This is a genomic window from Arcanobacterium ihumii (genome assembly GCF_900604515.1).
Taxonomy (GTDB): Bacteria; Actinomycetota; Actinomycetes; order Actinomycetales; family Actinomycetaceae; genus Arcanobacterium_A; species Arcanobacterium_A ihumii.
Genome location: NZ_UWOS01000001.1, coordinates 55,908 through 68,560, shown reverse-complemented (window position 1 = coordinate 68,560; position 12,653 = coordinate 55,908). Strand labels below are relative to the sequence as shown.

Sequence of the window (12,653 nt, the reverse complement as noted above, 5' to 3'; positions counted from 1 at the left end):
TACTCCCATCGATCTCGGCATTAGCACCCGTCTCAACGGGTTGCTGCAGCTTCGTCGAGCCGAGTCTCTCTGCTGCTCTGGATGAACACTTTAACTTTCCCATGCTTAGGAACTGTTTTGCAAGTCGATATTTACATATGTCAATTGATGGGAACTGATGACCCTAGTATTCCAGTTATACGTGGAGCGTTGTTTTAAAAGTGGCTCTTTACCTGGAGGAAAGCATTTTTGGCAGGAATGATAGGCGAAAATAGTTTTATGGAAAAGAAAATTAATCATGCGAAAAATGAACGCGAAAGCGAGGTTGAGAAGCGGGCTGTGAAAACGATCATAGCACCGTTTCCGACCCTTGAATTTGGAAGAAGTCAATTCCCCAATGGCGTGGTACTCGTTATTCCCCGAAGCTGGCGAACTAAGTGAATGTAATCTATCAGTTATTGGGGTTGTGCTTGTTTAACCCAGAGCTGGTCGGCAACGGTGAAAGGAAGTTGTAAGGCCGATCCTTGCACTTCGACGCTCATCAAACCCAAAGTTGGGGCAACGGAGACTACTTCTAACGTGGAACCGAGTACTAGCCCAAGGTCAGAAACATAGGAGAGCAACTCTGCGTCGTCATCCGCAACTCTTGCGATTTCGACGAGTGAACCGGGTGTCTGCTGGGAAAGAGGCATTGTAGCAACGCGTTGTGTGGTCCCATCTGGACGTGGGATAGGATCGCCGTGCGGATCGAAGGACGGAAACTCTAGTTTCTCGTCGATTCGGTTAATAAAATAATCGGAAACTGCGTGTTCAAGGGACTCAGCTTCGGAGTGGACATCTTCCCATGAATATCCGAGTTCTTCGACCAAGAAAGTCTCGATTAAACGATGTTTACGAACCATCTCGATACCGATTTTTTCACCTTGTTTGGTCAAAGCCACATCGCCATAACGGTCATGGAGCACTAGCTCCATCGCAACGAGTCGTTTAATCCCCTCAGAAACAGTTGAAGGGCTTAATCCGAGTCTGTGAGCAATATCTTTTGGTGCAACTTGCCCAGAATTGCGCTGGGAAATCATCCAGATTGTCTTGAGATAGTCCTCATGACTTGCGGAGAGGTTCATCGACTCGGTGTCCTTAATCCTTGTGTTCGAGGCAGATCTCTGATCTTTGAAATCTGCCTCGAACAAAGGTACATGTTCAATTGTTTATCTTTAGCAATGTGCGGCGGCAATTGCGAGCTTCAATGCTCGTTGGAAGTTGTTTTCGCGCTCTTCAGCAGTCATATCTGCTGAATTATCGAAGAGATGGTCTGAAACTGTTAGCACTGCAAGAGCTTGCTTGCCGTACTGAGCAGCGATTCCGTAGAGCGCTCCAGCTTCCATTTCGACACCCATGGTGCCTACATCGGCCAGTCTCTTGTTGTCTTCCATATCGACACCGTAAAAACGGTCCCGCGAAACCACAGGTGCCACAACGACGTGGTCATCACCTACAGCTGCATCAGCAGCGGCGCGGACCAGTTGGTAGTCGGCAACTGCTGAATAGTGAATATTTGGTGCAATGAACGTATTGAGAACACCTTCATAATGTGCACCGTTTGCGATGACGACGTCTCCAACCTTAACGCGTGGTGAAAGACCACCACAGGTGCCAACGCGAATAATGCGCTCGACGTCGTAGTGCATAAATAATTCATTAACATAGATTGCCAACGATGGTTGACCCATTCCAGAAGCCATGATCGACAATGGCTTGCCGTTCACGGTTCCTGTGAAGCCAAGAATTCCGCGAACATCGGTGACGAGTTTCGCGTCTTTCATCAGCTGATTTGCCATTCGCTCAGCGCGACGTGGGTCGCCTGGCATGAGTACTGCGGGAGCAAAATCTCCCTTTTCTGCACCAATATGAGGTGTAGCCATTTTATTCCCCTTATAAATCAGAAATGATTCGTCTTTCTAGATTACTTCGAAGCTACGTCTTTGGGTAATTTTCCACGCTTTTTAGCTCGACGTTCTTTTGGCGTGAGTTGTTGGGCGATGTCATTATCGAAGTGTTCCCAAAATTTCTTGGTGTAATGCTCAAACTCCAGAGGCGGACCTCCTGGTCGGTCATATTGACGATCAAGGTATGGGAAGGTGTCGTGACCTTTGAGGTAAAGGATGACTGTGTTGAGCGCTGCTGCAATAGGCACGGAGAATAGTGCGCCTACAATACCTGCCATTGCAGAGCCAGCAGCAACCACAAATACTACGGCTAACGCGTGCATATTAAGGGCATTACCCTGCAAAATCGGTTGAAGAATATTCCCTTCAATTTGTTGAACCAGCAGAACCCCACCAAACATGATGACTGCCATCCAGATAGAACCGGTGTTTACAAGCACTACGACGACTGCTACCGCGCCGGAAATAAATGCGCCAACGATCGGTACGAATGCGCCGAGGAAGACGAGTGCACCGATGGGGAAAGCAAGGGAGAGAGGGGTGCTAAGCAATATGGCTGTGGTTGCGATTCCGAGTGCGTCTACGAAGGCGACGATTGCTTGAGTACGAGTGTAATTCCCGAAAGTAACCCAGGCACGAATCCCCGCTTCGTTCGCATTGGTGCGATAGGGAACAGGGAGGAGACGTACAAACCACTGCCAGATTTCACGACCGTCTTTAAGGAAGAAGAAGAGCGTGAACAGGACAAGCACCGCACCGGTGAGGAACTCAGTGATGGAAGACCCAAGCGTCATCACTCCGCCAATGATCTGATTGGAGTTTTCTTTCAATGCGTTTTGGGCAGAAGACCATGCATCGGAAATTTGCTGTTCAGAATTCGGGAACGTGGTGTTCAACCACTCCACAATTGACCCGATGCCGGATTGGAGATTGCTTCCTAAATCAGAAAAGCCTTGGTAAATTCCGGTACCTGATCCGGTTAATAGTCCAACGATAATGAGGAAGAGTACGAATACGGTCAAAGCTGCAGCTGCTGCGGGCGGAAAATGGAGGCGTTTCTTCAACCAAGTTGACACCGGTTCAGCGATGACGGCTAGAAGCAAAGACACAAGAAGTGAAATGATAAGAGTGGAGAACGTTAGAAGAATCCAACCGGTTGCTGCAACTGCGGCACCTACAACGAGGATTCTCCACGACCATGCCGCTGCAGTGCGCACTTCCGCAGTTACACGGCGATCACCTGCAGGGACTGTCGTGAGCGAGCCGGGGACTTCAGGAATGTCGTCTGGAGCGGTGATTACTTCGAGTTCCGCTTGCGCGCCTTCGCTAGAGGAATTTAGGAAAGAGAATAGGTGGCGTCGTTTCGATTTGGTTCTTTTTTCCATGTCGTCCTCAAATGGTGGAAAATAATATCAGTAACATCCTAAACTTCGAATGGTTACCTATGCACCTTCGAGGTCATGATTATACAAGAAAGTTTTGGAAGATGAAGAAATATCAGCTCGTAGCCTTTGATTTGGACGATACTTTGGCTCCTTCAAAGTCTCCACTACCACAGCGAATGGCAACTGAACTGAGATCCCTCCTCGATGTAACTGAGGTTTGTGTAATTTCGGGTGGCAATTTTGAACAGTTCGACAAACAATTGCTTAGCAACCTAGAGGCATCAACGGCACAATGCCGACGGCTTCATTTAATGCCCACCTGTGGAACTCGATATTTGCGGTTTATCGATGATCAATGGCAACACGTTTACGTCCGTGATTTGAGTTCCGAGGAACGTCAGCGAGCTCTTAACGCCCTAGAATCACAGGCCAAGGCGCTCGGGTTATGGGAACAAAAAACCTGGGGAGAGATCCTCGAAGATCGAGGATCTCAAATCACTTTTTCCGCACTTGGGCAAGAAGCCCCATTGGAGGCGAAAAAAGCATGGGACCCGACCGGTGAGAAAAAAGAAAAGCTTCGATCCGCCGTCGCTCCCTTGCTACCGGAACTTGAGGTGCGAGGTGGGGGATCGACTTCGGTTGATATTACCTTGCGAGGCGTTGATAAAGCCTATGGAATCAATGAGCTGTCTAAACAAACAGGAATTCCAATTGAAGAGATGCTTTTCGTCGGTGATCGTTTAGACGAAGGTGGAAACGATTATCCCGTGTTGAAACTCGGTATAGATGCCCACGCTGTTGAAGGCTGGGAGGACACAGCGGACTTCATTGCAGAGTTTATTCGCGAACAAAACACGATTTCATCGTGAATTTTTTGGTTGTGATCGATAGACTTAAGCGGTTATTACGAGATGGATCACGGTAGCGATAGGGTGCTTCCATACCAGTAATATTTTTTAGATTTTAGCGATTGGCTTCTCCGATGAACCAAGAATTAACAGATGAACAAATCGATCTCCGCTTAGCGAAACTGCGTGGAGATTCGGATCTAAATCAGCGAAGTGGCGGCGCACACGCTTCGACCGCTTGGATTTTGTTGGTTTTCTCAGCTATTGCATCCGTTGCCTCTCTTGGCTTGATTATGTCTGAGAAGTCGAAATTGGAAGACCCAAAAAGTGCATTGGTATGCGATGTGAATCCGCTTATCGGATGTGGAAAATGGGTAGGTACCTGGCAAAACGAAGTTTTCTTTGGAATCTCTAACTCGGTAATTGGACTCGCCTTTTTCGCTGCTCTCACGGCTCTTTCAATCGCCCTACTCACAGGCTCAAAACTGCATCGAAATATCTGGATTGTACTGTCAATCTCAATGGTTGCAGGTATGATTTGGGTGCTGTGGTTTATGTATCAATCGCTAGTTATTGCCCGCTCTTTATGCCCATTTTGCATGGTGATCTGGCTCTGTATGATTCCGCTGTCCATCACAATTTGGGGGAGAAGTGCACAGGCAGGGCATCTATCCAATCAGCTGGTACCACTCGGAAAAGCAATCGTTCGCAATCGATTTGTGATCGCCTCAATTGTTTATGCCGTATTATTCACGTTACTTGCTGTATGGTTCTGGCAAGACTGGCAACTTCTTTTCTGACGTGAAGAATGAGCTAAGCTAGCATAGCTTTAGTTAAGCGAGCCTAATTCCTCTGGAACGAATTTGCCGAACCCTAATTCTACCAGCGCTGCTCGTAGCTTCGTCATTGCCTTATCAAGTTCTTCAGACGAAGCGGGTTTTGCCTTTCCAAGTTCACCATGTTCATGCGCGTTTGCAGGAACAACGTGAATATGAGTGTGTGGTACATCAAACCCAAGAATCGAAACAATGGTACGTTCGGTATGGAATGCGCGCTCCTGAGCTCTGCCGATGATCTGCGCGACGTTTGCCATACGAGCGAAAATTTCTGGATCGACGTCGGTAAACTTATCAACCTCTTGGCGTGGTACAACTAAAACGTGGCCGGGTACAACTGGCTCAATTGTTGCGAATGCAACGCAAACGTCGTCGGCAAAAACAAATTTTCCGGGAAGATCGCCATCAATAATCTTTGTAAATACGCTCATGCCCACCAGTATATTGCTTTGCGGACGCGAACGGCGGACTTCACGAGGTGGGTCAAAGGGTGATTAGCCAAGGTTGCCTGTAAAGCTCGTACGCAGGTGAAGTATGCGTCAACCCGTGAACGCATGTGAATTCTAGGCGAATGCTGGTCTATCATTAAGGCATATCCGATCAACTCAAGGAGAAATATGAGCAACGAGGTAGCGCCGGCAGCGATTCCGTATCGATACACTGCTGAACTTGCTAATGAAATCGAAGCTAAATGGCAGAACTATTGGGATGAGAACGGCACATTTAACGCGTCAAATCCAGTAGGTGAGCTAGCAGATTCATCACAAGATCTATCGGCCGATCCGTATTTTCTCCTCGATATGTTCCCATACCCATCCGGCAAGGGCCTCCACGTAGGGCATCCACTGGGTTATATTGCCACTGATACGGTCGCACGCTATCAGCGTATGCAGGGTAAAAACGTTTTGTACACGATGGGATATGACGCTTTTGGTCTGCCTGCTGAACAGTACGCTGTTCAAACTGGAGCGCACCCTCGTGACACTACGGAAGAAAACATCGCGAATATGCGCAAGCAACTTCGTCGGCTTGGTCTGTCCCATGAAAAACGCCGTTCGATTAGCACTACCGATGCGAATTACGTGAAGTGGACGCAGTGGATCTTCCTTCAGATCTTTAATTCCTGGTACGACGCCGATGCCCCTGGTCGCATTGAAGGCACCGTCGGTCGCGCGCGCCCGATTTCTGAGCTTATTGCTGCTTATGAAGACGGTTCTATTGAAACTCCGCAGGGTAAAACTTGGGCAGAGATGTCATTGGTAGAGCGTAACGAAGCTATTAACAGCCGCCGGCTCGCTTACATCGATTATGCCCCAGTGAACTGGGCGCCTGGCCTAGGTACTGTATTGGCGAACGAAGAAGTGACCGCCGAGGGGCGTTCTGAGCGTGGAAACTTCCCAGTTTTTAAGCGTGAACTGCGTCAGTGGATGATGCGTATTACTGAGTATGCCGATCGTCTAGCTGGTGATCTCGATCTTGTTGATTGGCCAGAAAAAGTTCGCTCAATGCAGCGTAACTGGATCGGAAAATCCCATGGTGCTGATGTGGATTTCATTGCTCATCACGAGTGTGGCGATGAAACTCTTACTGTTTTCACCACGCGCCCAGATACGCTTTTTGGCGCAACCTTTATGGTAATTTCACCTGAACATCCGATGCTTGCTGAGGAAAATATTCCGGCTACCTGGCCAGCGGGTACCAAGGAAGCTTGGACTGGTGAAGCAGCTAACCCTCGCGAAGCGGTTGCTGAATACCAACGACAAGCTTCGATGAAGTCCGATCTGGACCGTGCCGATATTGAAAAGGAAAAGACCGGCGTATTCACCGGAATCTTTGCTTCTAACCCGGTAAATGGGGTGCTTGTTCCCGTCTTTACTGGTGACTACGTCATGATGGGCTACGGAACCGGAGCAATTATGGCGGTTCCAGCCCATGATGAACGTGACTTTGCCTTCGCTACGAAGTTTGACTTGCCAATTATCCGTACCATTGAGGCGCCTGAAGATTTTGGCGACGATCAGGCATGGACTGGCGACGGCCTTATTATCAACTCAGAAAACGATGAAATTTCGCTTAATGGCTTGGATAAAGATGCTGGGAAAGCGAGCATCGTAGAGTGGCTCGCTAAGAATAACGTTGGTCAAGCAACGGTTTCATTCCGTTTGCGTGATTGGCTCTTTAGCCGTCAACGCTACTGGGGCGAACCTTTTCCAGTGGTTTACGACGACGAGGGCCAGGTTCATGCTTTGCCCGAGTCGATGCTTCCAGTCGCTCTGCCTGACACCCCAGACTATTCGCCACGCTCGTTTGATCCAGACGATGCCGATTCTGAACCAGAACCGCCATTGGGCCGCTTACAGGATTGGGTAAATGTTGAGCTTGATCTTGGCGACGGAGTGAAAACGTACAAGCGCGATACAAACACCATGCCAAACTGGGCAGGTTCATGTTGGTACGAAATGCGCTACGTCGATCCAACCAACGACGATGCCTTCATCGCCCCAGAGAATGAAAAATACTGGATGGGTCCGCGCGAAGGAAAAATTGCAGGAGGTGCTGATCTCTATGTGGGAGGAGTGGAGCATGCGGTTCTTCACTTGCTCTATGCGCGGTTCTGGCACAAGGTGCTCTTTGATCTTGGCTATGTTTCTTCGTGCGAGCCTTTCTACACCCTCTTCAACCAAGGATATGTTCAAGCATACGCCTATACTGATTCGCGTGGTCAGTATGTGCCCGCTGATGAGGTTGAAGAAGTTGCCGCAAGTGATGGTTCAGGTGAAGTTTCCTATGTTTGGAACGGTGAACCCGTTAATCGTGAGTACGGCAAGATGGGTAAGTCGCTGAAGAATATCGTCACTCCAGACGAAATGTGTGCAGTCTACGGTGCAGATACTTTCCGACTCTATGAGATGTCGATGGGGCCACTTGATGTTTCACGTCCATGGGAGACTCGTGCCGTGGTAGGTTCACAGCGATTCTTGCAACGTTTATGGCGAAACATCGTTGATGAGGCCACAGGAGAAGTAATCGTCGTTGATAAGCCAGTCGAGGGCGAGACGGCGAAGCAACTTGCACGAACGATCGCAGATGTGCGAGTTGAATACGCCAATATGCGCGTGAATACTGCAATCGCGAAGCTAATCATGCTCAACAACTTCCTTACCGGAGTTGAGGTCCCACGAGAAGCTGCGGAAGCCATTGTTAAAATGGTGGCTCCGGTTGCTCCACACATTGCCGAAGAACTGTGGCAAAAGCTCGGACACACCGAATCGATTACACGTGAACCGTTCCCAGTGGTCACCGACGAATCATTGTTAAAGGACGACTCCGTTACCTGCGTAGTCCAGGTTCAAGGCAAGGTTCGTGATCGTCTTGAAGTCCCGGCAGATATCGACGAAGAATCGCTCGTGAAATTGGCTCTGGAGTCTGAACGAGTACAGGCATTTTTACAGGGTGAACCGCGCAAGATCATTGTTCGTGCACCGAAGTTGGTCAATATTGTTCCGTAATTAATGTAACCGCGGAATGAAGACGAGGAGAGGTTGGTTGAGTCCATAAAGTGGACTCAACCAACCTCTCTAGGCTCGGCGGTCAAGTATAGAGTAAGCTAGAGTAAGTTCACTTCGATATAAAAGGGGAGGTAACCGGAGATGGCGGGTTCACATATCGCTCAAATCGAAAAAATTGATTTCGATGGTATGCCTGCATGGCAGATTGAGGCGAGTTCGGGAGCTCGTGCGGTTGTAGCTGAGCGAGGAGCAACGCTGATTTCGTGGCAGCCAGAGCCGGGAGTTGACGTTATTGACGGTTACCAAACTGCCGAAGAACTGATTAATGCGGCGTCTTCAAGGTCAAGAATTCAAGTTCCATGGGTTGGCAGAATTCAACTTGGTCGATACAACTTCGATGGTGAGACCTATCAACTTCCATTTGATGATAAAAATGATGCATTGAATGGGCTTGTTGCTGACCTCGACTTCTCAATGGTTAATGCGAGCAATACTTTGACGCTGGGATGCGACTTCGAAGGGGCGGAAGGTTATCCGTTCACTTTTAATATTGAAGTGACATTCTCTCTTGAATCGGGTGCTGAAAATGAAGAACATCTTTCTGTGACTATCAATGCCCGCAACACTTCAGAAGCCGATATTCCATTGGCTGTGGGCTGGCATCCGTACGTAAAGCTTCCAAATAATAAGTCAATCTCTAATTCTTCGCTAGAAATTCCGGCTCGTACCAAGATCTTGGTGGATGGTGACCTCATCCCGCGCGCTGGTGAAGCTGCCTATGCAGGCGTTAAAGCCCCAGTTGAAGTTGATTATATCGGTGCAACAAAGATCGATGCATCTTTCCGTGGTTTGATTCCAGACGACGATGGTGTAGTTGTTACCAAGATTCGCGATCTATCCGGCCAGAGTATGATTTCCCTGACCCAAGAGCCTGCGGATGCTCCAGTAGTGCACGTCTTTACCGCAGATGGACTGCCACGTGATTCGCGCGCATCTATCGCACTAGAACCTCTTTCGCATGTGCCGGATGCGTTTAATCGTGCGGATTCTAAGGCTAGTGTTCGTTTGAAGCCAGGTATGAACCGTCAGTTGACTGCAACGCTGACTTATTCTGCTTAATTTTTCGTCGATAGTTTCAGGAGATATCGCAAATTTAGATTCTACTTACGCTGTTGGGGTGGACCATCTAGGTTGTCCACCCCAACAGCGTAACTAGGTTTAGTTCTATTTAGCCGTGCATTATTAGCGGCGACGCGTGCCAAAGAGTGAGCGTGTGATTTCACGGGTGATCGTTCGACCAGCGGTTCGCATGATTGAATCAACCAGCGAATCACGGCGGCGTTCTGCCCGCTTTTGCTCTGCAGCCGCTTCACGTTCCAATCGCCTTTGTTCGGCTTCGGCTACTTTCTTTTCTGCTTCAACCTGTTCTTCTAGTTCTTTCAGCGAAGTGCGCTGAGCTGCCTCTTGTGCAATTCGTGCTTCTAGTAGCTCGGTTGCGGATTCTGGATTTACTGCATTCTTATAGCGTTCAAAGAGCGGGGAAGCATGTACATGTGAATTAACAGTCGCAGGATCAGCCATTCCCATATTCGCGCTCGGTGCCCAAAGACGAACTGGAGCAACTGGCGTCGGCCTTCCTTTAGGATCAAGAAGCGTGATGATTGCTTCACCTGTTCCCAAAGACGGAAGAAGTTTCTCGAGGTCAAGTGGGGAAGTCGGATAGGTTTTGACGGTTTCTCGCAGTGCTTTCGCATCATTTGGGGTGTGGGCTCGAAGTGCGTGCTGAATTTTAGCCCCGAGCTGTGCTAAAACGTCGTCAGGAATATCCTTTGGAGACTGAGTTACGAAGAATATGCCCACCCCTTTTGAGCGAATAAGGCGCACAGTTTGAACTACTTGCTTTAAGAATTCGGGAGTTGCATCGGTGAACAGCAAGTGCGCTTCGTCGAAGAAGAAAACGAGCTTTGGTTTGTCTGCATCTCCAACCTCGGGGAGAACTTGGAAGAGTTCGGCAAGCAGCCACATGATGAATGTAGAGAAGAGCGAAGATTGCCCTTGAATGTCTGGGAGTTCTAGAGAGGAGATTACTGCACGACCATCAGTGTCAATGCGAAGAAAATCGTTGACGTTGAATGCGGGTTCGCCGAAGAACGAATCTCCACCTTGGCTCTGTAGCTCAGATATTTCACGCAAAATAACGCCGGCTGTAGTAGCCGAAATCCCACCGATTTCCGCCAGTTGTGACTTACCGTCCGTAGAGGTTAAGTAAGTGACGACGGATTTGAGGTCTCCTAGATCGATTAAAGCTAAACGGTTTGTATCTGCCCAATGGAATATCAACAATAGTGCCGATTCTTGGGTTTCATTCAGACCAAGGACTTTCGCCAAAAGGATTGGTCCAAAATCGCTAACAGTAGTGCGAATCGGAGTACCGGTGCCCTGCCCGCCAAGGGTAAAGAAATCAACTGGATGGCTTGAGGGTTTCCAGTCTTGACCTTGTTGCGAAACGCGAGCAAGAAGTTTTTCGGTTGGAGTTCCAGCTTCGATTAAACCGGTGAGATCGCCCTTGATATCGGTGATAAAAACAGGAATACCGACGTCGGACATTCCTTCGGCTAGGAGCTGGAGGGTACGAGTTTTTCCGGTTCCTGTTGCGCCGGCAACCAATCCGTGGCGGTTGAGCATAGCCAGAGGAAGCGAAATACGAATGTTTGGATCTACTTCACCATCACGCAGGTAGCTTCCTATGGTTAGGACGGGAGTAGAAAAGGTATATCCATCAGAGACGATACCTGAATATTCGTCAGGGAAAGATGCCTGCTCGAGTGGCTGAGGAGCATCACTCTTTGCCGGGGCAGATTCATTTGGTGCCTCTGTTGTAGGTGATACCGGTGTGGAACCAGCCATAGCTGCTTCAAGTTCTGCTTTTGCTGCAGCGGCACGTGCTTCTGCTGCTACGGCTTCGGCCGCGAGCGCCGCTGCCTTAAGGCGGGCGAGTTCAGCTTCGTTTTGATTCGTCATGGTCTTATATTACTTCGGTATTGAAAGTATCTGCGAGGGGTGGAAAGAAATAAATGATTCTTGTCCACAAACGAAAATACGTGGGCAGTGTCCACAACCAACACACATAGTTCTTTTTTCGTTTCTCGTATCTTGCAGACTTATTCCATGTTTGAACCACCACCGCGACTGAACAATATTAGTACCCCCAGCAAGACGCGCCAAATAAACACAGGTGAGGGAGAAACAACGGTCGGGGATAGTCTGCATCATCGTAGTCCCCGTTCACGTTTAAGGGAGGTGAGGGGCTCCCATGATGCATGGCCAGCTCATGAAAGAATTCAAGGTTTTAAAGAATCAGCGTTTTTAGCATCTGTTGGAGATGACGTATCTGCAAATACTCGAATGCTTCCTAAGAACAGATTTGCCCTTAAGGGCTCTGCGTTCCGGGTCTTTGTACTTGTCGTCGTGTTAGCAATGGGAATTACAATCGCACGTGCGACAGCCGCGAGTGACCGTTCTATTACGCCGATTCCTGAGGGAACTCTCAAGAATGAATCGTCTTTACCTCCGAACGAAAAGGGAAGCTCTACCAAGGATAATTCACCAAAAGATGAGAGCGGAAAAAATGTTCTCGTTAGTAAAAATGAAGGCGGGGATGTCTCAAAAATATCTGGTGCAACTATGTTGGTTTATGTTACTGGTGCAGTACAAACACCAGGGGTAGTTCGAATTAACCCAAATTCCCGAGTCAATGACGCAGTGAGTGCGGCAGGAGGATTGACGCAGGATGCAGATGCGACTGCTGTGAATTTAGCAGCTCCAATTACTGATGGGGAACACATTCATATTCCTAAACGGGGAGAAAGATCAAACAGCGACGGGACTGGAATAGACGGTGCATCGAAGGAAGGGACGATCAATTATCCATCCTCACAGCCACAGCAAAAGAAAATATCTCTTAATTCGGCCACCGAAGCAGATCTTGATTCTTTAGCAGGAATTGGGCCAGTTACTGCGCAACAAATAATTCAGTGGCGCAACAAGCATGGGAAATTTACGAGCATAGAACAGTTGCAAGAAATTAATGGTGTCGGGCCCAAGACTCTCGATAAAATTAAGCCTTTTGTGACTGTGTGATTACGTAGTA

11 protein-coding genes and 1 riboswitch are annotated in these 12,653 nt (G+C 48.5%); of the genes, 6 read left to right on the top strand and 5 right to left on the bottom strand.

What is annotated here, in order from left to right; all coding sequences use genetic code 11:
• Positions 1-2 precede the first annotated feature (2 nt).
• Positions 3-88, bottom strand: a riboswitch (SAM riboswitch).
• 140 nt (positions 89-228) lie between these two features.
• On the top strand, positions 229-420 hold the full coding sequence (locus EIH22_RS00295; RefSeq protein ID WP_124053814.1) for a hypothetical protein: 192 nt from the start codon (positions 229-231) through the stop codon (positions 418-420).
• 14 nt (positions 421-434) lie between these two features.
• Here the strand turns inward: EIH22_RS00295 and EIH22_RS00290 are convergent, their stop codons facing one another.
• From EIH22_RS00290 to EIH22_RS00280, 3 genes are all read right to left on the bottom strand, one after another.
• The gene (locus EIH22_RS00290) at positions 435-1,103 is read right to left on the bottom strand and encodes a metal-dependent transcriptional regulator (RefSeq protein WP_124053812.1); all 669 of its coding nucleotides are present in this window, start codon (positions 1,101-1,103) and stop codon (positions 435-437) included.
• A gap of 90 nt (positions 1,104-1,193) precedes the next feature.
• A complete protein-coding gene (gene deoD, locus EIH22_RS00285) occupies positions 1,194-1,901 on the bottom strand; it encodes a purine-nucleoside phosphorylase (RefSeq protein WP_124053810.1) in 708 nt (235 codons plus the stop codon).
• 41 nt (positions 1,902-1,942) lie between these two features.
• Positions 1,943-3,310, bottom strand: a complete 1,368-nt coding sequence (locus EIH22_RS00280) for an AI-2E family transporter (RefSeq protein WP_124053808.1) — start codon at positions 3,308-3,310, stop codon at positions 1,943-1,945.
• A gap of 101 nt (positions 3,311-3,411) precedes the next feature.
• Between EIH22_RS00280 and EIH22_RS00275 the strand changes: the two genes are divergently transcribed.
• Both EIH22_RS00275 and EIH22_RS00270 read left to right on the top strand, forming a co-directional pair.
• Complete coding sequence (locus tag EIH22_RS00275; RefSeq protein ID WP_124053806.1) at positions 3,412-4,179, top strand: HAD-IIB family hydrolase; 768 nt, start codon at positions 3,412-3,414, stop codon at positions 4,177-4,179.
• 113 nt (positions 4,180-4,292) lie between these two features.
• On the top strand, positions 4,293-4,958 hold the full coding sequence (locus EIH22_RS00270) for a vitamin K epoxide reductase family protein (RefSeq protein ID WP_124053804.1): 666 nt from the start codon (positions 4,293-4,295) through the stop codon (positions 4,956-4,958).
• 29 nt (positions 4,959-4,987) lie between these two features.
• On the opposite strand, the gene EIH22_RS00265 is transcribed toward EIH22_RS00270, so the two are convergent.
• Positions 4,988-5,425, bottom strand: a complete 438-nt coding sequence (locus tag EIH22_RS00265; RefSeq protein WP_124053802.1) for an HIT family protein — start codon at positions 5,423-5,425, stop codon at positions 4,988-4,990.
• A 186-nt stretch (positions 5,426-5,611) separates the two neighbouring features.
• Here EIH22_RS00265 and leuS point away from each other — a divergent pair, with 186 nt between their 5' ends.
• Together leuS and EIH22_RS00255 are read left to right on the top strand one after the other, a co-directional pair.
• On the top strand, positions 5,612-8,503 hold the full coding sequence (gene leuS / locus EIH22_RS00260; RefSeq protein WP_124053800.1) for a leucine--tRNA ligase: 2,892 nt from the start codon (positions 5,612-5,614) through the stop codon (positions 8,501-8,503).
• Positions 8,504-8,644: 141 nt separating this feature from the next.
• On the top strand, positions 8,645-9,622 hold the full coding sequence (locus tag EIH22_RS00255; RefSeq protein WP_124053798.1) for an aldose 1-epimerase: 978 nt from the start codon (positions 8,645-8,647) through the stop codon (positions 9,620-9,622).
• 123 nt (positions 9,623-9,745) lie between these two features.
• Here EIH22_RS00255 and EIH22_RS00250 read toward each other — a convergent pair whose 3' ends face one another.
• Positions 9,746-11,524 (bottom strand): helicase HerA-like domain-containing protein, encoded by a 1,779-nt coding sequence (locus EIH22_RS00250; RefSeq protein ID WP_124053796.1) that lies wholly within the window; start codon positions 11,522-11,524, stop codon positions 9,746-9,748.
• A 147-nt stretch (positions 11,525-11,671) separates the two neighbouring features.
• Between EIH22_RS00250 and EIH22_RS00245 the strand changes: the two genes are divergently transcribed.
• Positions 11,672-12,643 carry a helix-hairpin-helix domain-containing protein gene (locus EIH22_RS00245; protein WP_124053794.1) on the top strand — a complete coding sequence of 324 codons (972 nt, stop codon included), beginning with the start codon at positions 11,672-11,674 and terminating at the stop codon, positions 12,641-12,643.
• The last annotated feature ends 10 nt before the right edge of the window (positions 12,644-12,653 follow it).

Coding starts and splice junctions, on each gene's coding strand:
- EIH22_RS00245 (WP_124053794.1), top strand. CDS start 11,672: ATGTTTGAACCACCACCGCGACTGAACAATATTAGTACCCCCAGCAAG.
- EIH22_RS00280 (WP_124053808.1), bottom strand. CDS start 3,310: ATGGAAAAAAGAACCAAATCGAAACGACGCCACCTATTCTCTTTCCTA.
- EIH22_RS00275 (WP_124053806.1), top strand. CDS start 3,412: ATGAAGAAATATCAGCTCGTAGCCTTTGATTTGGACGATACTTTGGCT.
- deoD (WP_124053810.1), bottom strand. CDS start 1,901: ATGGCTACACCTCATATTGGTGCAGAAAAGGGAGATTTTGCTCCCGCA.
- leuS (WP_124053800.1), top strand. CDS start 5,612: ATGAGCAACGAGGTAGCGCCGGCAGCGATTCCGTATCGATACACTGCT.
- EIH22_RS00290 (WP_124053812.1), bottom strand. CDS start 1,103: ATGAACCTCTCCGCAAGTCATGAGGACTATCTCAAGACAATCTGGATG.
- EIH22_RS00250 (WP_124053796.1), bottom strand. CDS start 11,524: ATGACGAATCAAAACGAAGCTGAACTCGCCCGCCTTAAGGCAGCGGCG.
- EIH22_RS00265 (WP_124053802.1), bottom strand. CDS start 5,425: ATGAGCGTATTTACAAAGATTATTGATGGCGATCTTCCCGGAAAATTT.
- EIH22_RS00255 (WP_124053798.1), top strand. CDS start 8,645: ATGGCGGGTTCACATATCGCTCAAATCGAAAAAATTGATTTCGATGGT.
- EIH22_RS00270 (WP_124053804.1), top strand. CDS start 4,293: ATGAACCAAGAATTAACAGATGAACAAATCGATCTCCGCTTAGCGAAA.